This is a genomic window from Bradyrhizobium sp. S69 (assembly GCF_009766005.1).
Taxonomy (GTDB): domain Bacteria; phylum Pseudomonadota; class Alphaproteobacteria; order Rhizobiales; family Xanthobacteraceae; genus Bradyrhizobium.
The window spans coordinates 36,718-60,174 of the sequence record NZ_LMUK01000029.1; the positions used below are offsets into that span (position 1 = coordinate 36,718).

Here is a 23,457-nt window from a genome sequence, read left to right on the forward strand (position 1 = left end):
TGTGTTGTTGGCCTCGAATGATAGACTGGCGTCAGTGGGGAGATCGCCTTGTACCATTTACCTCGTTGGATTCCTGTGATGATCGTGCTGCCGGCGCTGGTGGGCACTTTGGGCGGCTGCGCCGATTCGCACTTTGCCTCCAGCAACGCCAGCATGCAGACGTCGAGCGACACAGGTCGGCCGCAGCGGGAGGCTCCCGTTCAGGTCGGCTACGGCATGACGAGCGACGGACCGACGACCGACCTCTACACCGAAATTTTCCGACCCAAGCGCGATGACGCGCCGGCCGCACCCGCGGTCGCGCAAGGCCAGCCCACAGCCGCAGCCCCCGCCACGGTGGCGCAGGGGCGGCCCGGAGCGAGGTCGCCTGCCGCAGTCGCGCAAAACCAGGCCGCAACCGCCGCCAATGTGGTCCCGCCGGCACCGGCTGCGCCGCCGGCCGAACCCGCGACCCCCACGGCCTACGGCATATCCAGCAACGGGCCGACAACCGATCTGTACACGGAATTGTTCGGCAGAAATCGCCAATAGCAGCCGCGATCGCCTGACCGTCCGGATCCAGGATCCCTGATCATCATATCCTTAAACAATTCTTAATCTCGTCGAAGCGTGCCTTCCCGCCTTGCGGGTATAGACTTGCATCATGGCATCGATTTCGATCTCCGAGCCCTTCATCCGCCGGCCGGTCGGCACCACGCTGCTGGCGATCGGACTGTTTCTGATCGGCATCGTGGCCTACGAATTCCTGCCCGTCGCGTCGGTCCCCAATGTCGATTTCCCCTCGATCCGGGTTTCCGCCTCGAGGCCTGGCGCCGATCCATCGGTGATGGCGGCGACCGTGGCGGCGCCGCTGGAACGGCGCCTCGGCGAAATCGCCGGGATCAGCCAGATCACCTCGACGAGTTCGCTGGGATCGACCAGCATTCAGCTGCAATTCGCGATCGGGCGCGACATCGACCGCGCCGCGCGCGACGTCCAGGCCGCGATCAACGCCTCGTTAGCCGACCTGCCGAGCGACCTGCCGTCGCTGCCGAGGTTTCGCAAGGCCAATCCGGCCGCGGCTCCCGTGTTCGTGCTGGCGCTGACCTCGAAGACCATTTCCACCGGCGCGCTCTACGACGTCGCCGATACCATCATCGCGCAGCGGATCTCCCAGGTGCCGGGCGTCGGCGAGGTCACGGTCAGCGGCGCCGACCAGCCGGCGGTCCGGGTCGCGCTCAATCCGGTCGCCTTGTCGAATGCGGGCATTGCGACCGACGACGTCAGGACCGCGATCGTCAATGCCAATCCGCTCGGCCCGGTCGGGATTTTCAACGGCGGCCGGCAAAGCGAAACGCTCGGCCTCAATCGCCAGATGCGAACCGCCGCCGAATTCCGCGACATCATCGTCAAGAGTTCGGGCGGCAATTACGTCCGCCTCTCGGACGTCGCCGAAGTCGAGGATTCCGTGCGTAATGCGCGGTCGATCGCCTGGTTCAACAAGCAGCCGGCGGTGCTGATCCAGATCACCAAGCAGGGCGACGCCAACGTCATCGATACCGTCGATCGGGTCAGGGACATGATCCCGGACCTGAAGCAATGGATTCCCGCCGGCGTCGAGATTTCCATCCTGACCGACCGCACCGGGACCATCCGGGCCAGTGTCGAGGATATGCAGCTCACGTTGCTGGCGACCGTCGTGCTGGTGATGCTCGTGGTGTTCGTGTTCCTGCGCCGGATCACGCCGACCATCGCCGCCGGCGTGTCGGTGCCGCTGGCGCTGGCCGGAACCTGCGCCGGGATGTGGCTGGCCGGATTTTCGATCGACAATCTGTCGCTGATGGCGCTGGCGATCTCGGTCGGCTTCGTGGTCGATGACGCCATCGTCATGATCGAAAACATGTACCGCAATCTCGAGCATGGCATGGCGCCTTATCCGGCGGCGGTGGAGGGCGCCAAGCAGATCGGCTTCACGGTGCTGTCGATCAGCCTGTCGCTGGTGGCAGCGTTCACGCCGCTGATTTTCATGGACGGCGTCGTCGGCCGGCTGCTGCGGGAATTTTCGCTGACGCTGGCGTTCGCGATCGCGGTCTCCACCGTGGTGTCGCTGACGATCACGCCGATGATCTGCGCGCATTACATCAAGGCGGCGACATCCGACAATGCGACCTGGTTCGACCGGATCATCGAGGGCACGCTGTCGCGGATCGTGGCGTTTTACGCCCGAACCCTGCGCACGGTGCTGCGCTTTCCGTTTTCGACCCTGCTGGTGTTCTTCGTCACCATCGGACTGACGGTGACGCTGTATATCAAAACCCCAAAGGCCTATTTCCCGATCGACGACAGCGGCTTTATCGTCGGCTCGACGCGGGCCTCCGCCGATGTCTCTTTCCAGTATATGGAGGGGTTGCAACAGCGCATCGCCGATATCGTGATGGCCGATCCGGCGGTGGCGAGCATCGGATCGATCCTCGGCGGCAGCGTCAATCGCGGCACCATGTATATCAGCCTGAAGCCGGCTTCGGAACGGCCCGGCCTGACCACGCAAACCGCGATCGAGCGGTTGCGCAAAAGCCTGGGCGCGGTGGCCGGTATCAGGCTGTTTATGGTTCCCGCCCAGGACATCCGCGCCGGCGGACGGCAGAGCGATTCCAATTATCAATACACGCTGTCGAGCACCGATCTCGAACTGTTGCAGAAATGGGCGCCGTTGGTGGCCAAGCGCATGGAGACGGTCGAGGGCATCAACGACGTCTCCAGCGACCGCGATCCCGGCGGCCTGCAACTGAAGCTTGCGATCGACCGCAAGACCGCGGCGAGCCTCGGCGTGCAGGTGCAGGACATCGACAACGCGCTCAACAATGCGTTCTCGCAGCGCCAGATCTCGATCGTCTACACCCAGCGCAACCAATATCAGGTGGTGCTGGAAACCGATCCGAGGTTCCAGACCGATCCGTCGGACCTGCAGCGGATATTCGTCGCGGGGGCCAACGATAGCCAGATTCCGCTGTCGGCGCTGGTGCACACCCAGCGCGATCTGGCGCCGCTGGCGGTCACCCACACCCAGTCGTTTCCCTCGACGACGGTCTCCTTCAACGTGGTGGACGATGTGCCGCTCGAGATCGCGACCTCGAACATCCAGCGCGCGGTCGATGAATTGCACATGCCGGAGGGCATTCGCGGCAGCTTCGACGGCAACGCCGGCGACTTCAACAAGACCGCGAGCCATCAGCCGCTCTTGATCCTCGGCGCCCTGGTCGCGATGTATATCGTGCTCGGCGTGCTCTACGAGAGCCTGGCCCATCCGCTGACCATCATCTCGACGCTGCCGTCAGCGGGTTTGGGAGCGCTGCTGGCGCTGCAGATCACCAACACGCCGCTGACCATCATCGCCTTTGTCGGCATCATTCTGTTGATCGGCATCGTCAAGAAGAACGGCATCATGATCGTGGACTTCGCGCTCGATGCCGAACGCCATCGCGGGCTGTCGTCGGCGGAGGCGATCTTCGAAGCCTGCAGCGTCCGGTTCCGCCCGATCCTGATGACGACGATGGCCGCTTTGTTCGCCGGCATCCCGCTGGTGCTGGCCGCTGGCCCCGGCACCGAGTTGCGCCGGCCGCTCGGCATTACCATCATCGGCGGCCTGTTCGTCTCCCAGGTCCTGACGCTGTACACGACGCCGGTGATTTACCTGTTGATCGACCGCCTCAGGCGACGGGCCGAGCCGGCGGCGATCGAGGCGCCGGCCGAATAGCCCGGAGCGGGCCCTAATTCACCCTGGCGCGGTTGAAGCCCGCCGCCGCAAAGCGTATACGCCCCCTATGTCAAAACAATCCGAGGCTGAAACCGGTGCCGCCATCGAGGCGATACCGGACTGTCCGCAATGCCAGAAGCCGCAACCTCTGTGCATTTGCGACAGCATCGAACCGATCGAAAGCAGGATAACGCTGCTGATCCTGCAACATCCGCAGGAGCAGGACAGGGCGCTTGGCACGGCGCGGCTGACCGCCTTGCACTTACCGAATGCGGTGCTGAAAATCGGGCTGTCCTGGCCGAGCCTGTCCAAGGCGCTGGGCCGGCCGGTTCACGATCCCTCGCGCTGGGCTATTCTCTATCTCGGCTCGGCGAAAGTGGCCGACCTCGACACCGACCGGGACATCGTCGCCATCAACCGCAAGAGCGAAATCGAGGATAATCAGCGCGCCATCCTGAAGGATATCGAAGGTATCGTGCTGCTCGACGGCACCTGGAGCCAGGCCAAGGCGCTGTGGTGGCGCAACGCGTGGATGCTGAAATGCCAGCGCGTGATTCTGGGGCCGGCGCGTCCGTCGCGCTATGGACAATTGCGCCGCGAGCCGCGCCGCGACGGCCTGTCTACCATCGAAGCCGCGGCAATGCTGCTGGCCAGTCTGGAAAAACGGCCCGATATCGCCGAGACGCTGCACGCAAGCTTTGAGCGGATGCTGGCCAGATATCGCGAGGCCCAAAGCGTGATGCCGGAACTGGCGCCCAAGCCAAAGCCGAAGCGCGACTATCGCCGCCGCAAACACGCCTGATCGGGCGCATCCGTCGCGCTCAATCGACCTCGTCTTCCGGGTTGGTCGCGACCACCCCCGACGTCTCGCTCCAGTCCGACACGCAACGCTCCATGTCCTTCAGATTCTGGCGCATCTGTTCCAGCGAAAATCCCAGCGCGTAAAACCGCTCGACGACGTCGCCGGCGATGCCGCGCGTCAGGCCCTCACTGCGGACGGAAGCGACCGCTGCGGCATAGGTTTCCAGCGCCGACTGCACCGGCCAGATCGCGGGCGTGCCGCGGCCGGTGCGCAAAGCCGCGGCCGTGGTCCGCAGATATCCCGATATCGCATAATTGACGGCTGCGAGCGGGGCGGCGAGGGGTGTCTGCAGTTCGACCGGCAACGGCACCACGCTGGCGCGCCCGATCATCACGAGATCATGGCGCAGCCGCAATATCGTGCGCAACAGCGGCCCGGTATCGGGCCCGCTGGAGAGCCTGGCGCCGCGCTCGCGCTCCGCCTCGGCGCCGATCGCATTCAGGCTGACCAGGGCGGCGCCGATCCCGTCTTGCAGCTCATGCAGGGTATTGTTGTCGCGCCCGTGGGTCAGGCCGGACAGCAGCTCGGTCAAGGCGGCCGCCAGCAATTCGAGCAAACGGGCGGCGCGGGCGCGGATCTGGCTGTGCGCGCGCGAGGGCAACACCAGAAACGACACCGCAAGGCCGGTGATCGCGCCGACCGCGACCTCCAGCACCCGATCGATCGCGGAGTCCATCGGACTGCCGTGGCTCGCGGTCGGCAACAGCAGCACGATGATGGCGGTGACGGTCGCGGTGTTGAGGCTGGGATTGATGGCTGCGATGAACGCCAGCGGCGCCACCGCCATCACCATTACGGCGAGCAGGGCGCCTTCCCCATTATGCGGAATCAGCAGCGCGATGGCGCCGCCGTAAATCGCCCCGCCGATGGTCCCGATCAGATAATCGCGGGTCGCCTTCAGCGACCGGCCGACGCTCATCTGGGTGACGATGATCGATGTCAGCACCGCCCACAGCGGCAGCCGCAGGCCGAAGGCCAGCGCGATCACCAGCGCGCCCATCGCCGCCACGGTGACGCGGACGCCGAGGCCGAGTTCGGTGCGCCGGGATTTCAGCCAGGCGGTGGTGCGTTTGAGAAAGGCGATGATTCGCATCGGGCGACCCGTCTGACCTGACCTTGCCGGGCGTGCCCGGAACGCTTGCCGCGGCGGCGCCTCGCAAAGCTGAGGCGATGGTCGAGCAAAAGGCGATAAGTGATTGAAAATATGATGGAGGCCACGTCGGGACTCGAACCCGAGTAAACGGTTTTGCAGACCGGCGCGTAACCACTCCGCCACGTGGCCCCAAGGCCGGGATCAATACAGAGCCGCGGGCCGTTAGGCAACCGCTGCCGTATTTCAGCGCGCGCCATCCGACGCAGGGCTGCTTGGCTGACCCGGGGGAAGCCGCGCCCGCGCCATGTTGACGAGGCAGCCGGTTTGCGAAACCGAGATGGTGCCGTCGCTGCACTCGAATCTGGGGGTGGAATCGGCGGCCTGCGGTGGGATCGACACGGCGGCGGCTTGTTGCGCCACGGGCGCCTGCGCCACCGGTTTCGGAGACAAGGCGCAGCCCGCGCACGCAAGCAGCATAGATAAAGCAAAGCCTGTCCGCATTCGCGTTGCTTCCGGAGAGCCCCTCCAGCAGCCGATCGGCGCGACCTCGTCGCGCGCCAACCGGCAGCTTCACGCCTTCAGGCTACAACATTGCGGCATGATTCGAACATCACGGGCCGCTGCATGTCACGGCAGCTTGATGCGTCGTGCGCTTCTACGAATGGAAGCAAAGCGCGCCGCAAGCCGTCCGGCGCATCGACCGCTATGTCGATGAGGTTGAGGGAATAGAACGCTATCAGCGCTCAGCAGGCGGCATACCAGCCTTCGGGAAACGGAATAAGGCCCCAGGCGGTCTGGTTGTCGTTGGCGGCGCGCAACAGCTGCTGCTCAAAGAACGTCGGCGAGGTAACCACAAAATCCTCCGGGGCGGGCGCGACGGCCGTTCGCACGGCATCCAGCAATCGATCGAATTCGACTTCACTCATTGCGCTCTCCCAAATTCCAGAGCGCAGCGTCGCAAAAGTCTTTTGTTTCCAGATTGAGGCAATCGCTCAAATTTTATCGATCGAGCGACCACGCCTCACTTGGTTACTGATTTCTTAATTTGCCGGACGAGAAGTAGCCGTACCGCCTCCCACTCAATGTGAGAAAAATCACATTCCGCTAAAAATTCTTGCCGTATTTCCCGAGGTTACATCGGCGTCGCCATCGGCGCCAGCCTAACCGAGGGAAGCAACCCATGAATGTCAGATTGAATGAATCGTTGGCACCGGCGCAGCGCGCTTGTCTGGTGTGGACGTTCGGTTGTCTTTTCGGATTGTTCGCAACCAACTCGGCCTTGGCCTAACTCGCAACACCCGAACAGAAGAGGGCCTGCACGCCCGACGTCTACCGGCTCTGTGCCGGTGAAATTCCAAACGTGAAGGCGATCACGGCCTGCCTGCGGCGGCAGAAAGCCAACCTCAGCGAGGGCTGCCGCGCGGTATTCGACCAGCGAGGGGAATAGACCAGACGTCGCCGGCCGAATGGCCGAGGGCGGCGGGACGCCGAACTCAAAACGCTAAATAGGAATTAGGAGTTTTGGCTCCCCGGGCTGGATTCGAACCAGCGACCATTCGATTAACAGTCGAATGCTCTACCGCTGAGCTACCGAGGAACATGGCGAAACGATCGTTCGCGAGCGGCTGCGTATAACAAAGCCTCTCGGGCTTGCAAAGGACCAAATCGCCGGATTTTCGAAGCCGTCGAAGTCAGGCCGGAAGTGGGTGTGAGCTGCTGATTTAAAGGCATTTTTCACGGGGAACGCGCTGGCGCCAGCCGTGCCGCCGGCGCCTCGCAAGGCGGCCCCAAGGTGACTTCGAGGGGATTTTGAGGCCGGTCTGCGGCCCCTGAGCGCGCTCCGCGCCGCCAATTGACCGTTAAATCGACTCATTGGCCCATCACCCTTGCTCACGCCGGATTCGCCAAGGAGCTGCAGCGATGTCAGACATCCAGACCGATCTCATGAAGGCCGCGCCGTCGATCGTCCCCCGTGACATTCCCGTGATGAGCGACGATGAGTGCCTGGCCCGGCTGGCTCGGGCGGTTACCACGCAGGAATCCGACGATCTGGATGAACTGGCGCGGCTGATCGGGCGCCTCGCCGTCACCATCGAATAACTCCCAAGGTTGGACCAAGGTTAGACCCGGGATAGTGCATGCTCGCGCGGGCGGGGCGGGGCGGGGCGGAGCGCGGCTTCGGCTGTCCAACGCGATGTTGCGTTTTGGCGAGCCTTGTACCAAAGATGCCGCAAAATCCCGAGCTTCTCGCTCCGCTTGGGCATCTCCCGCGGCAAGGTCCGCGCTATCCTGGGGTCCATCCATGTCCGGTTTTTCGACCGCGCGCCAGAATATGGTCGATTGTCAGGTGCGTCCGAGCGACGTCACGGACGTCCCGATTATCGATGCGATGCTCGACGTGCCGCGCGAGGCTTTCGTTCCGCAAAATCAGCGCGCGCTGGCCTATCTCGACCTCGATCTCGATGTCAGCGACGGGGCTTCCGTCAAGCGCTTCCTGATCAAGCCCGCGGTTCTGGCGCGGATGCTGCAAGCGGCCGAGATCAAGGCCACCGACACGGTTTTGGTGGTAGGCAGCGCCACCGGATATGCCGCGGCGGTGGTCGCGAAAATCGCCGGGCAGGTGACCGCGACCGAGAGCGATTCGTCGCTGGCGGCGAAAGCCGGGACGGCTCTGGCCGGGCTTGGGCTTGGCGCTGTGACGGTTCGGGTCGCCGCCGCGGCCGACGGAGACCAGGCCGCCGCGCCCTATGACGTGATCGTGCTCAATGGCGCCACCGAAATCATTCCCGAAGGCCTGTTTCGGCAATTGAAGCCAGGCGGCCGGCTGGTTGGGGTCTTTGCCACGACGTTGCCGCCGCGCGCGACCATCGTGACCCACTCCCACGACGATTTCGGGCATCGGGCGCTTTTTGACGCCGTTGCGCCGGTGTTGCCCGGCCTGGAGCGGATTCCGGCCTTCGTTTTCTAGCCGTTTTTGCTTTCCGGCGGCTGTTAAAATCCCGTTCTGAATCAGAAGTGTGGCCGGATTGCCCCACGTGAAGAGTTTCCACCGGCTTTTGATGACAGGAGGTTCCGTCTCGCTTCCCTGCGTCCTATGTTGGTGACTCAGGATGAGGCGACGCCGGTTCCACTTCGAGCCGGCCAATAGCAATGAACGGATTATCGAATGCGTGGGGTGAAGGACTTTACCGGAGCTGCGGCTGCGGTCCTTCTGATGGCGCTCGTGGGCCCTGCGCCCGCGCTCGCCGATACCATCGAGGCGGCGCTGGTTCGCGCCTATCAGGGCAATCCACAACTCAACGCGCAGCGCGCGCAGGTGCGGTCGACCGACGAGAACGTGCCGCAGGCTCTCTCCGGCTATCGCCCGAAGGTCGCGATCACGGCCAGCGCCGGCTACCAATATCTCGACAGTCTTTCCACACAAGGCGCTACGCCTAATACATTCGAAGATCACGGCGCAAACGCGCCGCGCTCCGCCGGCATCACGGCCACCCAGACGCTGTACAACGGCAATCAAACCGCCAACAAGACTCGTGCCGCGGAGAGCCAGGTTTCCGGCGCGCGCGAAGCTTTGCGTGTGCTTGAGCAGGGCGTGCTGCTCAATGCGGCCACCATCTACATGGACTATCTGCGCGACGCCGCCATCGTCGAGGTTCAGAAAAGCAATACCCGCGTGCTGGAGCAGACGCTCAAGCAGACGCAGGATCGCTTCAATGTCGGCGAAGTGACGCGTACCGACGTGGCCCAGTCGGAGGCGCAATTGGCCGCCGGCCGGACACAGCAGTTGCAGGCGGAATCCAACCTCACGACCACGCGCTCGAACTTCCGGCGCATCATCGGCAACGAGCCGGAGGCGCTCGCGCCCGGTTCGCCGGTCGACCGCTTCCTGCCGGCAACGCTGCCGTCGGCCGTCGAGCTCAGCCTGACGGATAATCCGAACGTGACCGCCGCGATGTTCGGCATCGACGTCAACTTCCTGCAGGTCAAGGTGAACGAGGGCGCGCTGCTGCCCACGCTCACGGCGCAGGTAGCGGTTCAGCAATCCTACGAACAGCTGCTGACGACCTACCGGTCGTTCGGCGCCTCGGCGATCGCCCAGCTTACGATTCCGGTCTATCAGGGCGGTGCTGAATATTCGCTGATCCGCCAGTCCAAGGAAAACCTGGCGCAGCAGCGTCTCGTCCTCGAGCAGACCCGAGACCAGACCCGTGCCAACACCGTCACGGCGTGGGGGCAATTGGTGGCCGGCAAGGCCCAGGTGGCGTCCGCGCAATCGCAGGTGACCGCGTCCGAAATCGCGCTCAACGGCGTGCGCGAGGAAGCCAAGGCCGGACAGCGAACCACGCTCGACGTGCTCAACGCCCAACAGGCGCTGGTCAACGCCCGCGTCGCGCTCGTCACCGCGCAGCATGACCGCGTGGTCGCGTCCTACTCGGTCTTGAACGCAGTCGGACGGCTATCGCCGATCGTGCTCAAGCTGCCGACCACGACATACGACCCGAGCGTGCATTACCAGCAGGTCCGCGACAGCTGGGCCGGCGTTCGTACGCCCGACGGCCGCTAAGCGGCTGCCGGCCGCAGCCGGCAGCGAAACATCGACAGCATCAAGCGCATGATCGGCAAAAGTGGAGTTTCGCTTTTGCTGATGATGCTCGGCTTTATTTCCAGCGCCCACGATTTCAAGAGCGAGCTTGCTCAAGCGCGAGCTCGAAGCGGCGCCTGGAAAGATCGGACCGCGGCGCGCTCGCATACGTTCCTGCTCGTGTTTTTGCACGCGTTCTTGCAATCGTTTGAGGCCCTGACATACCGTTCTCAGTGGCAGCAGGGCGATTCGCACCGCATCAGGCAGTTTTGAGTACGACGCTCCGATGTCCAGAGCAGGGGCGTGGTCCTGCGCCATGACCATGCGGTGGTTGATCTGGGGACAAGTCGGGCGTGTGCGATGAAAATCCAAGCCTGCGTATCCGGAACAGGCAAATCCAGCCGTGCTTGGTGTAAAATGCAGGTCAAGGCGTTGATGATGTGGAGTCGGAGATGAGCCAGCCTGCAAAGGTCCAAGAACCCTCGATGGAGGAGATTTTGGCATCGATCCGGCGCATCATTGCCGACGATGAAGCCAAGCCACCGGTCGCCGACAAACCTGCCAGCCCGCCCGTCGCGGCCAAGCCTGCCGCGGCAGCGCCCGCCGTCAAGGCGCCGGTGACGAACGACATTCCGCCCCCGGCCAGTGCCGCGCCGAAGGCCGCCCCTGCGAAGGCCCCACCGCCTGCCGCATCCGCGCCAAAGCCGGTGCCCGCGCCCGCGGCGACCAACAGCCAGGACGACATCGACGCGATGTTGGCGGGCCTCGATGAAGCGACCTCCGAGGCCGAGATACGGCCACCTCAGCCCGATGGCGAGGTGTTCGAGCTGACCGACGAGATGGCGTTGCCGGAACCGCCGCCTGCCTTCCATAAGGTCGATCCGCAGGACGACGTCGAATTTAGCGAACCGCCAAGGCGCGAAGCCCCAAGGCTTGCTGAACCCTCAAGGCTCGCCGAACCCGCTAAGCCGGCCTATCGGCAGCCCGCGTTCGAACCGCCGCCATTTGAGAGCCCGGCGGCGCCGGTTCAGCAGATCCTGTCGCGTTCGACCGTATCCGCCGTGGAATCCGCCTTTAACAGCCTTGCCAATACCGTGCTGAGCAACAATGCCCGGACGCTGGAAGACCTGGTCAAGGAAATGCTGCGGCCGATGCTGAAATCCTGGCTCGACGACAATCTGCCGGGACTGGTGGAGCGCATCGTCAAGGCGGAAATCGAGCGGGTTTCTCGCGGCCGCTAAAGCATGATCCGGAAAAGTGGAAACCGGTTTTCCGAAAAGATCATGCTCAAACAATGGGCTACAGCGGGATGACGATTCGAAGATAAGTCATCCCGCTGTAGCTCCGGTTTGGCCGTTCCAGCCTTCATTCAGCCACCACAGGGCGCATTATCCGCCCTGCCAAGCCGCCTGTCGTGTTGACTTGGCGCGCCGTGACGGCTTTTTAGCCCTTTCCCCCGAGCATGATCCGGAAAAGTGGGAACCGATTTTCCGAAAAGATCATGCTCAAATGATTGCATCGCCATGATCGAGAAGAATTACCAACCCGCCGACATCGAAGACCGCATGTCCCGGCTCTGGGAAGAGGCCGGCGCGTTCAAGGCCGGCCGGCCGGAACGACGCGACGCGCGTCCCTTCACCATCGTCATCCCGCCGCCGAATGTGACGGGCTCGCTGCATATGGGGCACGCGCTCAACAACACCTTGCAGGACATCCTGTGCCGCTTCGAGCGGATGCGCGGCCGCGACGTGTTGTGGCAGCCCGGCACGGACCATGCGGGCATCGCGACCCAGATGGTGGTCGAGCGGCAATTGATGGAACGGCAGGAGCCGGGCCGCCGCGACATGGGCCGCGCCAAGTTTCTCGAACGGGTCTGGCAATGGAAGGCCGAAAGCGGCGGCGTCATCGTCAACCAGTTGAAGCGGCTCGGCGCGTCCTGCGACTGGTCGCGCGAGCGTTTTACCATGGACGAGGGCCTGTCCCGCGCCGTTGTGAAAGTGTTCGTCGAGCTGCACCGCGAAGGGCTGATCTACAAAGACAAGCGGCTGGTGAACTGGGACCCCAAACTGCTGACCGCGATCTCCGATCTCGAGGTGCAGCAGACCGAGGTCAAGGGCAGCCTGTGGTATCTGCGCTATCCGATCGAAGGCCAAACCTTCAACCCGGACGATCCCAAAACCTTCATCGTCGTCGCCACCACGCGGCCGGAAACCATGCTGGGCGACAGCGCGGTCGCGGTGCATCCGGACAACGAACGTCTTGGGCATCTGATCGGCCGGCACGTCATTCTTCCGCTGGTCGGCCGCCGCATCCCGATCATCGGCGACGACTACGCCGATCCGGAAAAAGGCTCGGGCGCGGTGAAGATCACGCCGGCGCATGACTTCAACGATTTCGAGGTCGGCCGGCGGCACAATCTGCCGCAGATCAGCGTGCTCGATCAGGAAGGCTGTCTCGCGCTGGTCGGCAACGAGGACTATTTGCGCGGACTGCCCGAGGGCTCGGCGCAGCTTGCCGAGGAACTGAACCACGTCGAACGTTTCGCCGCGCGAAAACTGATCGTGTCGCGGCTGGAGGATTTCGGCTTCCTGGAGCGGATCGAGCCCAACACCCACATGGTGCCGCATGGCGACCGCTCCGGTGTCGTCATCGAGCCCTATCTGACCGACCAGTGGTACGTCGACGCCAAGACCATGGCGCGACCGGCGATCGCAGCCGTGCGCGACGGCACCACCACCTTCGTGCCGTCGAACTGGGAAAAGACCTATTTCGAATGGATGGAGAATATCCAGCCCTGGTGCATTTCCCGCCAGCTCTGGTGGGGCCATCAGATCCCGGCCTGGTACGGGCCGGACGGCAAGGTGTTCGTCGCCGAAACCGAAGAGGAGGCGGTCGGCAACGCGCTCGGCTATTACGTCGAGCAGGAAGTCATTACGGCCGAGCAGGGCCGCGAGATGGCGCTCGATCCGGCCAAGCGCGAAGGTTTCATCGTTCGCGATGAGGACGTGCTGGACACCTGGTTTTCCTCCGCGCTGTGGCCGTTCTCGACGCTCGGCTGGCCCGACGACGAAAAGGACGTGCAGCGCTATTACCCGACCGACGTCCTGGTGACCGGCTGGGACATCATCTTCTTCTGGGTCGCGCGGATGATGATGATGGGTCTTCATTTCATGAAGCAGGCGCCGTTTTCGACCGTCTATATCCATCGCCTGGTTCGCGACGAGAAGGGCGCGAAGATGTCGAAGTCGAAAGGCAACGTCATCGATCCGCTCGGCGTCATCGACGATTTCGGCGCCGACGCGCTGCGCTTTGCGCTGGCGCGCGGCGCCGCGCACAGCCACGATATCAAGCTGTCGCCGCAACTGGTCGAAACCAATCGTAATTTCGCGACCAAGCTGTGGAATTCCTGCCGCTTTGCCGAGATGAACGAGAGCGTGCAACCGGCCGACTTCGATCCCACCAAGGCCAAGGAGACGTTGAACCGCTGGATTGCGCACGAGACCGTGCAAGCCACGCGTGAAGTCACCGAGGCGATCGAGGCCTATCGCTTCAACGATGCCGCGGGTGCCACGTATCGTTTCGTCTGGAACGTCTATTGCGATTGGTACATCGAACTCGCCAAGCCGGTGCTGCTCGGCGCCGAGGGTCCCGCCCAGACAGAGACCCGGGCGATGATCGCGTGGGCGCGCGACGAGATCCTGAAACTGCTGCATCCGTTCATGCCCTTCATCACCGAAGAACTGTGGGCGGTGACGGCCAAGCGCGAGGGCTTGCTGGCGTTGACGGCATGGTCGCGCAAGGCGCCCGAGTGGACGCCGGAGCAACTGGCCGTGTTGTCGGCCGCCAGCCCGAACGATCCGCTGATTCCGGCGGCGCTGGTCGGGCCTGCCGAGCCGGACTTCAGCGATCCGGCCGCGGAATCCGAGATCGGCTGGGTGGTCGATCTCCTTACCGCGATCCGCTCGGTGCGGGCGGAAATGAATATCGCGCCGGCCACGCTGACGCCGCTGGTGCTGGCGGCCGCGTCCGCCGAGAACAAAGGGCGCGCGCAACGCTGGAGCGACGTCATCAAGCGGATGGCCCGAATCTCCGACATCTCGTTTGCTGACGCTGCGCCGCAGGGCGCGGTGCAGCTCGTGGTGCGCGGCGAGGTCGCGGCGTTGCCGCTCAAGGGCGTGGTCGATTTCTCGGCCGAAAAGGCCCGGCTCGACAAGGAAATCGTTAAGGCCGACGCCGACATCAAGCGCGTCGATGCGAAGCTTTCCAACGAAAAATTCGTCGCCAACGCGCGCGAAGAGATCGTCGAGGAAGAAAAGGAAAAACGCGAGGCCGCGGTCGCACGCAAGGAAAAAATCCTCGAAGCGCTGGAGCGGCTCAACAACGCGGTTTAGTCGGGCGGTGACGCACGCTCGAACATGCTGGCGAATGTTTGCGGAAGGAACGACCTGATGGCGCAGGACAACGCGAAGGCCGCCGCGCTTCGAGCCATGCTGGATGTGGGTAAGCCAGCGCTCGCCATGGCCGCACACAACCCGCTGGCGGCGAAGCTCGCGGCTGCCGCGGGCTTCGACGCGATATGGGGAAGCGGTTTCGAACTGTCGGCATCCTACGCGGTGCCGGACGCCAATATTCTGCCGATGGGTACGCATCTGGAGATGATGCGCGCGATCGGCGAGGTACAGGATGCTCCTGTTATCGCCGATATCGACACCGGTTTCGGCAATGCCGTGAATGTCGCCTATGTGGTGCCGCGCTATGTGGCGGCCGGTGTCGCCGCGGTCGTCATGGAGGACAAGACCTTCCCAAAGGACAGCAGCCTCCGCGCAGGCGGTCGGCAGGAGTTGGTGCCGGTCAGCGAATTCCAGGGCAAGATCTCGGCGGCCAAGGCCGCAGCGAGCGGCGCGCTGGTGGTGGCGCGCACCGAGGCGCTGATCGCCGGGTTGGGCGAGGAGGAGGCGCTTCGTCGTGGCGGCGCCTATGCGGAGGCGGGCGCGGATGCCGTGTTGATCCACAGCAAGCAGAAGACGCCAGACGAAATCCTGTCATTCTGCCGGGCCTGGCCCGGGCGTGTGCCGCTGGTGCTGGTGCCCACCAGCTACCCGGAACTCTCGTTCGCGGATGTTGCGGCCCTTGGCAAGGTCGGGCTGATCATCTGCGGCAACCATGCCATTCGCGCCGCCGTCGCGGCGATGCAAAGCACGTTTCGGCGCATCCTGGCCGAAGGCGATATCGCCGGGGTGGAAAGCGACATCGCTTCCGTTGCGGAAATATTTGCCCTGCAAGACGATGCGCAGATGCGGCAGTTGGAGAAGAAATATCTGCGCTGAGACGGGGCAGGGGGCTTAAATGTGTGTTGCCTGCCGTAAGGGTGCGGTCTCCCGTCACATCCCTACGGAGATTCTGATTTTCAGAAATTATCCTTGACTCTTGACCCAAATCACCCGCTTATTCTTCGCATCCCGTCCCGAGAGAGGGGGCGTTGGCCATCGTCACTGACGTTGGGGCGGGGAGCGGTGGACGCGAGAGCTGCGACTGACGAGCGCGGCCCAAGCGTACGGCAAAGTCGTGTGGTCCTGACGCCCCAGTGGCTGGTGTCAAGTTCGCAAGGAGCTCACGCTTCTTGGGGGCGACGGTGACAAACAAGCCAGGTCTCGCCGGGGAGAGCACGATATAAGCTGTAAGGCCATTGCGCAGGGAAGGCCGGAGTGTTTCCGCTGAACCTGTATGCTCGTGTGCGCTTCTTGCTATGTGCATCTTGGCACGCGAGACCGCGGGTGCAGCGCGCACCCGGTCTTCCCTGCGCCCTCTCTTTTTTGGGGGCGAATGAATTTGCAGAACTCGGGCGCAGTGTGTCGCGAGAATGCGAAGGTGTGTGTGAGCCTCGTCGTGTTTGATGAATCCGAAAAATCCACCAACGTCGTCCCGGCCTCCGCGCCGGGACCCCAGCGTGAGCGCAATTGCGCTCATCGCGGCGGCGAGGACTCGCGTTTTGGCAGTGTTGCATATGCCTTCTGCACCAATGAACGCCAGGGGTTATGGGTCCCCGCCTTCGCGGGGACGACGTGGTCATTTGGAGAAACGCCGTGCCCATCAACGTCATTGCGAGGAGCTCTTGCGACGACCTGTCCGCCGTAGCCGTTTGGCGAAAGCGGAAGCAATCCATCTCTTCCGCGCGGTTCTGGATTGCTTCGCTAACGCTCGCAATGACGACGCTGAGGCGTGCGCGGCAGACTCTCAACCGTCATCGTTCGGCTTGGCCGGACGATCCAGTATTCCGAGAGGTCAGTGATGGAAACGACAGGTCGCGGCATACTGGATCCCCCGGACGAGCCGGGGGATGACGGTTTTGCTGGCGCAACGCTTTGCTTATTCCGCCGCCACAAGCCGCGGCGTTCTGTCGTCGAGAAAATCCGGAATCACAACCGCGGCCTTCGACCGGTAGATCAGGCACGAGCAGCGCAGCAGCGAGGCGAAATTGTGGACTTCGCCGTGGTGGTCGAGCACCTCGCTGTGCAGGCGGGTCAGGAACTTGGCCAGGCTCATGTCTTCCTTGGCGGCGATTTCTTCCAGCGTATCCCAGAACGACAGTTCCAGCCGGATCGAGGTGCAATGGCCGTCGATGCGAAGCGATCTGGTCTGCGATTCATAGTCCCGTTGCGGCTGATGCGCGAACAGCTGGCACATGGATATCCTCCCGGTCGTTTTTATAGCTTTTCTAAACGATATACCCGGTCGGCACGCCCCACAATGTTCCCGTCAGGGATCGCGGCCGGACCATCGAACGAGCCGAAACCGCCGTCGTTTCGCCCCCAAACAACGAAAGAAGCGCAGGAAAACCGTTGGGTAGCGCGGGGTTTGACGGCCCCGCCCTCCCGTCGTCCGGCAAAAGCGCCTAGATTGACCTTTCATTCCCTGGACCCGAGTCGCCCAACCCTCATGCCCGTCCGCCAGCTCCCCGAACAGATCGTCAACCGCATCGCCGCCGGCGAAGTGGTCGAGCGTCCGGCCAGCGTGGTCAAGGAACTGGTCGAGAACGCGATCGACGCAGGCGCCAGCCGGATCGACATCTTCACCGACGGCGGCGGCCGGCGGCGGATCGGCATCACCGACGATGGCGGCGGCATGACGGCGGCGGATCTGGCGCTCGCGGTCGATCGCCACGCCACGTCCAAACTCGACGACGAGGATCTGCTGCAAATCCGCACGCTCGGGTTTCGCGGCGAGGCGCTGCCCTCGATCGGCGCGGTGGCGCGGCTCGGCATCACCACCCGCCATGCCGGCGAACCGCACGCTTGGTCGCTGTCGGTCGAGGCCGGCGACAAATCACAAGTGATGCCGGCGGCGCTGGGCCACGGCACCAGAGTCGAGGTCAGCGATCTGTTTTATGCGACACCGGCGCGCTTAAAATTCCTCAAGACCGATCGCACCGAAGCCGAGGCGATCCGTGAGGTGGTGCGGCGCCTCGCGATGGCGCGGCCCGACATTGCCTTTACGCTCGCGGGCGAAGAACGTACGCCGGTGACCTGGGCCGCGGCGCTGCCGGGTGCGGCCGGCCGGCTGACGCGGCTCGGCGACATTCTCGGCGCGGATTTTCGCAGCTCCGCCATCGAGGTGCGCGCCGAACGCGACAATGTCGTGGTCGAAGGCTTTGCCGCGGCGCCATCGCTGACCCGCGCCAATGCGCTCGGGCAATATCTGTTCGTCAACGGCCGCCCGGTGCGCGACAAGCTGATCCTGGGCGCGGTGCGCGCGGCCTATTCGGATTATCTGCCGCGCGACCGCCATCCGGTGGTGGCGCTGTTCGTGACGCTCAGTCCGCAAGAGGTCGACGCCAATGTGCATCCGGCCAAAACGGAAGTCCGCTTTCGTAACGCCGGTCTCGTTCGCGCGCTGATCGTCCATGCGTTGAAAGATGGCCTTGCGCGCGAGGGCAAGCGCACCGCGGCCAACAGCGGTGGCGATGCGCTGGCCTCGTTCCGGCCGTCATTTGCGCCGCATCCCGCGCGACCCGCCAATTGGGATTGGCGAAGCTCACCGTCGTATCCGGCAAGCACGCGGCCGGGTTTCGACAATGCTTTGGCGACGGCGTTCGCCGAACCGGGTCAGGCCGCGTTCGACGTCGGCACGCCCACTGCCGATGTACGCTTTCAGGAAGCGCCATCCGCCGACCTGCTCGACCGCCCTCTCGGCGCGGCGCGGACCCAGATCCACGAGACCTATATCGTCTCGCAAACCCGCGACGGCCTGGTCGTGGTCGACCAGCACGCCGCGCATGAGCGCATCGTCTATGAAAAGCTCAAGGCCTCGCTGGCGAAGAACGGCGTGCAGCGGCAAATCCTGCTGATCCCGGAAATCGTCGAGCTGGACGAAGCGACGGTGGAGCGGCTGGTCGATCGCGCCGAGGAACTGGCGTCGTTTGGTCTCGCGATCGATTCGTTCGGCCCAGGCGCTGTCGCGGTGCGCGAGACGCCGTCGCTGCTCGGCAAGGCCAATGCCGGCGCCTTGCTGCGCGATCTCGCCGAACACATGGCGGAATGGGACGAGGCGTTACCGCTGGAGCGGCGCCTGATGCATGTCGCGGCCACCATGGCCTGCCACGGCTCGGTCCGCGCCGGCCGTAGGCTCAAGCCCGAAGAGATGAACGCGCTGCTGCGCGAGATGGAAGACACCCCGAATTCCGGCCAATGCAACCACGGCCGCCCGACCTATGTGGAATTGAAGCTCAGCGATATCGAGAAATTGTTCGGGAGGCGGTGAGATCGATCTTCCACACGGTGGAAACGTCATCCTGAGGTGCTCGCCGTCTCCGGCGAGCCTCGAAGGATGGTGTTCAGCTCCGTGCTCGCGGCCATCCTTCGAGGCGCGCAAGAAAGAGCGCGCACCTCAGGATGACGTCGGAGATAGCTTCACAGGCTCTCAGGATGACGCTGGGCTAATGTAGCGCTACTGTAACCGCAAAAACACAAACTCCGTATCGTCATACGCGCGACGCTCGAGTTCCTCGAAACCTTCCGGCGCGACGAATTCCGCCGCCTTGGATTCCTCGACCACCAGCAGCGCGGCTGGCGTGAGCCAGCCACCATCACGCAACGAAGCCAGCGCTTTCTCGGCGAGCTTCATGCGATACGGCGGATCGAGAAACACCAGCGAGAACGGCTCCATCGGATGCGCCGGACCCAAATCAGTAGCGTCGCGGCGATACACCTTGGTCACGCCGCCGAGGCCGAGCGCCTCGACATTGTTGCGCAACAACGCGCGCGCCTCGGCGCCGTTGTCGACGAACAGCGTGAACGCTGCCCCACGCGACACCGCCTCGATGCCGAGCGCACCGGTGCCCGCAAACAAATCGAGCACGCGCGCATCCTCGACCGGGTTGTCATAGGCATGGATCAGGATGTTGAACACCGACTCGCGCAGGCGATCCGCGGTCGGGCGGATATCATTCGAGGATGGAGCGGCCAGATTGCGGCCCTTCAATCGTCCGCCGACGACGCGCATCGCTGAGCTACTCGTCCAGCGGCTTCAGATCGCGCTTGCCGTGATAGCCGCGCTGCGGGCGGCGCGGCGGGCCGTAGCCATTGGCTTCGGCTTCGTTGCGCGCGCGGGATTCCTCGCTGCCGGTGCGCTGTACCAGCACGCGGCGGCCCTTGCGATCGGCGATCAAGGCGCTCTTGCCGGCCGGCTTGAACGGCTTCTTAACCCGCGGCGCATCATCCGCATCGGCTGGCGGGGTCGACGGAGCATCGCCCGGCATCGGCCGGTTGAAATCCGCGCCGGCCAGGGCCGCGATCTTCTCGCCGAGCTGCTCGCGCAGCACGCGCGTCTTGACCTCCTCGACCTTGCCCTCCTCGAGCTCCGCCAACTGGAACGGGCCGTAGGAAATGCGGATCAGCCGATTCACTTCGAGGCCGAGATGCGCCATCACGTTGCGCACTTCGCGGTTCTTGCCTTCGCGGATCGCAAACACCAGCCAGACATTGGCGCCCTGGTCGCGCTCCAGGGTCGCATCGATCGAACCATATTTGACGCCGTCGACCTCGACGCCCTTCTTCAATTCATCGAGCTGAGCTTGCGTGACCTCGCCATGGGCGCGGACGCGATAGCGCCGCAGCCAGCCGGTGTCAGGCAGTTCCAGCGCGCGCGCCAGGCCGCCGTCATTGGTCAGCAGCAACAGGCCCTCGGTGTTGAAATCGAGCCGGCCGATCGAGATCAGCCGCGGCAGGCCTTCCGGGAGATTCTCGAACACGGTCGGCCGCCCTTCGGGATCGGCGTGGGTCGTCATCAGGCCGCGCGGCTTGTGAAACATCCACAGCCGCGTGCGCTCGCGCGGCGGCAACGGCTTGCCGTCGACCGTGATGACATCGTTGCCGGTGACATCGAGCGCCGGCGAGTTGATGACGCGGCCGTTGACGGAAACCCTACCTTGCGTGATCCATTCCTCGGCGTCACGGCGCGAGGCAAGGCCCGCGCGCGACACCACCTTGGCGATACGCTCGCCGGATTTCTTCTCGCGTGGCGGCCGCGCTGACGGGCGGCGCTCGTCCGCGGCAGGACGCTCGCGGTAGGCGCCACGGCCGCCGAATGCCGGACGTTTGGCGAAGACCTTGCTGTCGTCCTCATTGTCGCGGCGCGGGCGCTCCGAAAAGCCCTCGGACGATCGCGGTTCGTTGCGCGGATGCTCCTGCCAGGCATTGCGCTCCTGGCGCGGGCGATCGAATTTCGGACGGTCGTCGCGGCCTTCGCGAGGACGATCAGATCCTGGGCGGTCAGATCCTGGACGGTCAGACCTTGGACGATCAAATTTCGGTCGATCTTCACGCGGCTTCGAAAAGCGCGGGCGCTCGTCGCCACCTTCGCGGGGCTTGTCGTAACGGGGCTTGTCGAAGCGCGGCTTGTCAAAGTTCCGCGCGCCATCGCGCGGCGGACGCGAGGGACGCGCATCGTCGCGCGGTCCCGCATCGCGCTTCTGCCACGGCTTGGAATCGCCGCGCTCGGGGCGGTCGCCGAAATCCTTGCGTGGACCCCGGTCGCCAAAATCCTTGCGCGGGCCGCGATCGGGCGCACCGCGTGAAAACTTCTTGTCGCCGCCAAATTTGCGCTCGCCCTGCGGACGATCTCCATAAGGACGATCACTGCGCGGCCGGTCGCCGTCTTTCCGAAAACCTTCGCCGCGCGGCTTGAAGGGCCGCTTCTCAGCCCCACCATCGCGCGAGGCATAGGGCTTCTTGTCGCCGAATTTGCGGTCCGAGAACCGCGCCGCCGGGCGGGCATCGCGGTCGCCGCCGCGTGGCGTATAGGGACGCTTGTCGCCGGCGGGACGGTCCTCGCGGTTAAAGCGCGGACGATCGCCGCGCGGACGCGGCGCGGCGCCGTCCCGGTCGCGGCGCGGCGGCCGATCATCGTCGCGTTTGCCGGCATAGGGTTTGCCGCCCCCGGCATAGGGCTTCTTCTCGTACGGTTTGGCGCGATCCGGCTTGCCGGCATAAGGCTTGCGCTCGCCGCCATCGCCCTTGTCGGCAAAACCGCGTTTGGCGAATTTCTTCTCCGGCCCCCGGGCCGCACCCGAACGGCCTTTGCTGCCACCACCGGGCCGATCACGCCGGCCGCGCGAGGAATCGTTGTTTTTGTCGTTATCGCGGGGCATGAAGGGTCTCATTTCGGATACGGTTGAACGCGGAAGGGCTTGCATGGCGATGAAGCGCGCGCTCGTTATTCGAGCCGCATTCTCACGCAAAACCGGTATCCACTTTTGCTGAATGGCCATCTAGTATCAGACTTTTACCCGCGATACGAGACATGACCGCACCAACTTTCATGGATTTGGCGCTAAAAGCGGCCGAAAACGCCGGAAAAGCCGGCGAAGTGCCGATCGGATGCGTAATCGTGCTTAATAATGAGGTGATCGCGGAGGCCGGAAACCGCACCCTGACCGACCGCGATCCGACCGCCCACGCCGAAATCCTCGCGATACGGCAGGCCACGACCGCCATCGGCAGCGAGCGGCTGGTCGATTGCGACCTCTATGTCACGTTGGAGCCCTGCACGATGTGCGCCGGCGCGATCTCGTTTGCCAGGATCCGGCGGCTGTATTACGGCGCGGCCGATCCCAAGGGCGGCGCGGTCGATTCCGGCGTGCGGTTCTTTGCGCAGCCGACCTGTCATCACGTACCGGAGGTTTATTCGGCGGTCGGCGAAAGCGAGGCCGCGACGCTGCTGCGGGATTTTTTCCAGGCGAGACGGTAGGAAGCCACGCTCCTACCTACGCCACAAAAAACTCCTTCAACAGCTTCGCGGTCGCGTCCGGATTTTCTTCCGTGAGAAAATGCCCGGAATCCACCGGCGCACCCCTGACATTGGTCGCCCAGGTCTTCCAGGTGTCGAGCGGGGTTGCCGCGGCGCTGGCGATGCCGGCGTCGCCCCACAGGGCCAGCATCGGGATCGTGATCTTGTAGCCGGCGTCGTGGTCTTTCTTGTCGATATCGTAGTCGGCATAAGCGCCGGCACGATAATCCTCGCACATCGCATGCACGCGCGAGGGATCGCGGAACGGCGCCAGATAATGCTCCAGCGCGCGCGGATCGATCTCGTTGAGCGTTTGCGACTTGGTCTGGCTCGCCATCTTCTGCTTGAGGAAATAATCCGGATTGCCGCCGATCAGGGTCTCCGGCATCGGATAAGGCTGCGCCAGGAACAGCCAGTGATAGATCTTGAGCCCATAGAGCCGGTTCATCTTCTCCCAGTAATCATAGGTCGGCAGGATATCGAGCACCGCCAATTGCGACAATCGGCCGGGATGATCGAGCGCGAGCCGGTACGACACGCGACCGCCGCGATCGTGCCCGGCCAGCGCGAAATGCACATGGCCGAGCTGCTCCATCGCCTCCACCATGGTCTGCGCCATCGCGCGCTTGGTGTAGGGCGTGTGATCCTTGTCGCTCTCGGGCATGTCCGACCAGCCATAGCCGGGCAAATCAGCGACGATCAGCGTGAACTTGTCGGCGAGTTGCGGCGCCACCTGATGCCACATCACATGGGTCGACGAAAATCCGTGCAGCAATAGCAGCGGCGGACCCTTGCCGCCGACGCGGGCGAAGATGCGGCCCGACTTGGTGTTGATCCATTCGGAGGCATATCCGGGAAACAGATCGGCAAGATCGGGCATCTCTGGAACTCCTTTGGCAGACGCG

At 64.0% G+C, this 23,457-nt stretch carries 18 protein-coding genes and 2 tRNA genes; 12 read left to right on the plus strand and 8 right to left on the minus strand.

The window, feature by feature from the left end; genetic code table 11:
• The first annotated feature begins 48 nt into the window (after window positions 1–48).
• The 3 genes from GSQ88_RS12220 to GSQ88_RS12230 all read left to right on the plus strand — a co-directional run bounded on the left by GSQ88_RS12220 (window position 49) and on the right by GSQ88_RS12230 (window position 4,535).
• Window positions 49–531: a hypothetical protein gene (locus GSQ88_RS12220; protein WP_159008007.1), complete on the plus strand. Its 483-nt coding sequence runs from the start codon at window positions 49–51 to the stop codon at window positions 529–531.
• A 112-nt stretch (window positions 532–643) separates the two neighbouring features.
• On the plus strand, window positions 644–3,733 hold the full coding sequence (locus tag GSQ88_RS12225; RefSeq protein WP_159008008.1) for an efflux RND transporter permease subunit: 3,090 nt from the start codon (window positions 644–646) through the stop codon (window positions 3,731–3,733).
• A 67-nt stretch (window positions 3,734–3,800) separates the two neighbouring features.
• Entirely contained in the window at window positions 3,801–4,535 is a 735-nt protein-coding gene (locus GSQ88_RS12230; RefSeq protein ID WP_159008009.1) for a tRNA-uridine aminocarboxypropyltransferase, read from the plus strand.
• A 19-nt stretch (window positions 4,536–4,554) separates the two neighbouring features.
• Here the strand turns inward: GSQ88_RS12230 and GSQ88_RS12235 are convergent, their stop codons facing one another.
• From GSQ88_RS12235 to GSQ88_RS12250, 4 genes are all read right to left on the minus strand, one after another.
• Window positions 4,555–5,679 (minus strand): FUSC family protein, encoded by a 1,125-nt coding sequence (locus GSQ88_RS12235; protein WP_502706724.1) that lies wholly within the window; start codon window positions 5,677–5,679, stop codon window positions 4,555–4,557.
• A 124-nt stretch (window positions 5,680–5,803) separates the two neighbouring features.
• Window positions 5,804–5,877: transfer RNA gene (locus GSQ88_RS12240), tRNA-Cys, on the minus strand.
• Window positions 5,878–6,431: 554 nt separating this feature from the next.
• On the minus strand, window positions 6,432–6,614 hold the full coding sequence (locus tag GSQ88_RS12245) for a hypothetical protein (RefSeq protein ID WP_159008011.1): 183 nt from the start codon (window positions 6,612–6,614) through the stop codon (window positions 6,432–6,434).
• A gap of 596 nt (window positions 6,615–7,210) precedes the next feature.
• Window positions 7,211–7,285, minus strand: a tRNA-Asn gene (locus GSQ88_RS12250).
• Window positions 7,286–7,608: 323 nt separating this feature from the next.
• Here GSQ88_RS12250 and GSQ88_RS12255 point away from each other — a divergent pair.
• The 7 genes from GSQ88_RS12255 (at window position 7,609) to GSQ88_RS12285 (ending at window position 15,597) form a co-directional block, all read left to right on the plus strand.
• Entirely contained in the window at window positions 7,609–7,788 is a 180-nt protein-coding gene (locus GSQ88_RS12255) for a hypothetical protein (RefSeq protein WP_159008012.1), read from the plus strand.
• A 202-nt stretch (window positions 7,789–7,990) separates the two neighbouring features.
• Window positions 7,991–8,656: a protein-L-isoaspartate O-methyltransferase family protein gene (locus tag GSQ88_RS12260; RefSeq protein WP_159008013.1), complete on the plus strand. Its 666-nt coding sequence runs from the start codon at window positions 7,991–7,993 to the stop codon at window positions 8,654–8,656.
• A gap of 198 nt (window positions 8,657–8,854) precedes the next feature.
• A complete protein-coding gene (locus GSQ88_RS12265; RefSeq protein WP_159008014.1) occupies window positions 8,855–10,252 on the plus strand; it encodes a TolC family outer membrane protein in 1,398 nt (465 codons plus the stop codon).
• A 48-nt stretch (window positions 10,253–10,300) separates the two neighbouring features.
• On the plus strand, window positions 10,301–10,543 hold the full coding sequence (locus GSQ88_RS12270) for a hypothetical protein (protein ID WP_159008015.1): 243 nt from the start codon (window positions 10,301–10,303) through the stop codon (window positions 10,541–10,543).
• Window positions 10,544–10,722: 179 nt separating this feature from the next.
• Window positions 10,723–11,511, plus strand: a complete 789-nt coding sequence (locus tag GSQ88_RS12275) for a PopZ family protein (RefSeq protein ID WP_159008016.1) — start codon at window positions 10,723–10,725, stop codon at window positions 11,509–11,511.
• Between the two features lie 282 nt (window positions 11,512–11,793).
• Complete coding sequence (locus tag GSQ88_RS12280) at window positions 11,794–14,661, plus strand: valine--tRNA ligase (protein WP_159008017.1); 2,868 nt, start codon at window positions 11,794–11,796, stop codon at window positions 14,659–14,661.
• A gap of 57 nt (window positions 14,662–14,718) precedes the next feature.
• Window positions 14,719–15,597, plus strand: a complete 879-nt coding sequence (locus GSQ88_RS12285) for a phosphonopyruvate hydrolase (RefSeq protein ID WP_159008018.1) — start codon at window positions 14,719–14,721, stop codon at window positions 15,595–15,597.
• A gap of 1,039 nt (window positions 15,598–16,636) precedes the next feature.
• Here the strand turns inward: GSQ88_RS12285 and GSQ88_RS12290 are convergent.
• On the minus strand, window positions 16,637–16,954 hold the full coding sequence (locus GSQ88_RS12290) for a ribbon-helix-helix domain-containing protein (RefSeq protein WP_159008019.1): 318 nt from the start codon (window positions 16,952–16,954) through the stop codon (window positions 16,637–16,639).
• Between the two features lie 252 nt (window positions 16,955–17,206).
• Here GSQ88_RS12290 and mutL point away from each other — a divergent pair, with 252 nt between their 5' ends.
• Window positions 17,207–19,027 (plus strand): DNA mismatch repair endonuclease MutL, encoded by a 1,821-nt coding sequence (mutL, locus tag GSQ88_RS12295; protein WP_159008020.1) that lies wholly within the window; start codon window positions 17,207–17,209, stop codon window positions 19,025–19,027.
• Window positions 19,028–19,213: 186 nt separating this feature from the next.
• Here the strand turns inward: mutL and rsmD are convergent, their stop codons facing one another.
• Window positions 19,214–19,768 (minus strand): 16S rRNA (guanine(966)-N(2))-methyltransferase RsmD, encoded by a 555-nt coding sequence (rsmD, locus tag GSQ88_RS12300; RefSeq protein WP_159008021.1) that lies wholly within the window; start codon window positions 19,766–19,768, stop codon window positions 19,214–19,216.
• Window positions 19,769–19,775: 7 nt separating this feature from the next.
• Window positions 19,776–21,914, minus strand: coding sequence for a pseudouridine synthase (locus tag GSQ88_RS12305; RefSeq protein WP_159008022.1), 2,139 nt, complete (start codon window positions 21,912–21,914; stop codon window positions 19,776–19,778).
• 152 nt (window positions 21,915–22,066) lie between these two features.
• Between GSQ88_RS12305 and tadA the strand changes: the two genes are divergently transcribed.
• A complete protein-coding gene (gene tadA / locus GSQ88_RS12310) occupies window positions 22,067–22,513 on the plus strand; it encodes a tRNA adenosine(34) deaminase TadA (RefSeq protein ID WP_159008023.1) in 447 nt (148 codons plus the stop codon).
• A gap of 16 nt (window positions 22,514–22,529) precedes the next feature.
• Here the strand turns inward: tadA and GSQ88_RS12315 are convergent, their stop codons facing one another.
• Window positions 22,530–23,432, minus strand: a complete 903-nt coding sequence (locus GSQ88_RS12315; protein ID WP_159008024.1) for an alpha/beta fold hydrolase — start codon at window positions 23,430–23,432, stop codon at window positions 22,530–22,532.
• Window positions 23,433–23,457: the final 25 nt, after the last annotated feature.

Excerpts from the sequence above, each read along its gene's own strand:
- GSQ88_RS12225 (WP_159008008.1), top strand. The coding sequence starts at position 644 with ATGGCATCGATTTCGATCTCCGAGCCCTTCATCCGCCGGCCGGTCGGC.
- GSQ88_RS12230 (WP_159008009.1), top strand. The coding sequence starts at position 3,801 with ATGTCAAAACAATCCGAGGCTGAAACCGGTGCCGCCATCGAGGCGATA.
- GSQ88_RS12245 (WP_159008011.1), bottom strand. The coding sequence starts at position 6,614 with ATGAGTGAAGTCGAATTCGATCGATTGCTGGATGCCGTGCGAACGGCC.
- GSQ88_RS12255 (WP_159008012.1), top strand. The coding sequence starts at position 7,609 with ATGTCAGACATCCAGACCGATCTCATGAAGGCCGCGCCGTCGATCGTC.
- GSQ88_RS12260 (WP_159008013.1), top strand. The coding sequence starts at position 7,991 with ATGTCCGGTTTTTCGACCGCGCGCCAGAATATGGTCGATTGTCAGGTG.
- GSQ88_RS12265 (WP_159008014.1), top strand. The coding sequence starts at position 8,855 with ATGCGTGGGGTGAAGGACTTTACCGGAGCTGCGGCTGCGGTCCTTCTG.
- GSQ88_RS12270 (WP_159008015.1), top strand. The coding sequence starts at position 10,301 with ATGATCGGCAAAAGTGGAGTTTCGCTTTTGCTGATGATGCTCGGCTTT.
- GSQ88_RS12275 (WP_159008016.1), top strand. The coding sequence starts at position 10,723 with ATGAGCCAGCCTGCAAAGGTCCAAGAACCCTCGATGGAGGAGATTTTG.
- GSQ88_RS12280 (WP_159008017.1), top strand. The coding sequence starts at position 11,794 with ATGATCGAGAAGAATTACCAACCCGCCGACATCGAAGACCGCATGTCC.
- GSQ88_RS12285 (WP_159008018.1), top strand. The coding sequence starts at position 14,719 with ATGGCGCAGGACAACGCGAAGGCCGCCGCGCTTCGAGCCATGCTGGAT.
- GSQ88_RS12290 (WP_159008019.1), bottom strand. The coding sequence starts at position 16,954 with ATGTGCCAGCTGTTCGCGCATCAGCCGCAACGGGACTATGAATCGCAG.
- mutL (WP_159008020.1), top strand. The coding sequence starts at position 17,207 with ATGCCCGTCCGCCAGCTCCCCGAACAGATCGTCAACCGCATCGCCGCC.
- rsmD (WP_159008021.1), bottom strand. The coding sequence starts at position 19,768 with ATGCGCGTCGTCGGCGGACGATTGAAGGGCCGCAATCTGGCCGCTCCA.
- GSQ88_RS12305 (WP_159008022.1), bottom strand. The coding sequence starts at position 21,914 with ATGCCCCGCGATAACGACAAAAACAACGATTCCTCGCGCGGCCGGCGT.
- tadA (WP_159008023.1), top strand. The coding sequence starts at position 22,067 with ATGACCGCACCAACTTTCATGGATTTGGCGCTAAAAGCGGCCGAAAAC.
- GSQ88_RS12315 (WP_159008024.1), bottom strand. The coding sequence starts at position 23,432 with ATGCCCGATCTTGCCGATCTGTTTCCCGGATATGCCTCCGAATGGATC.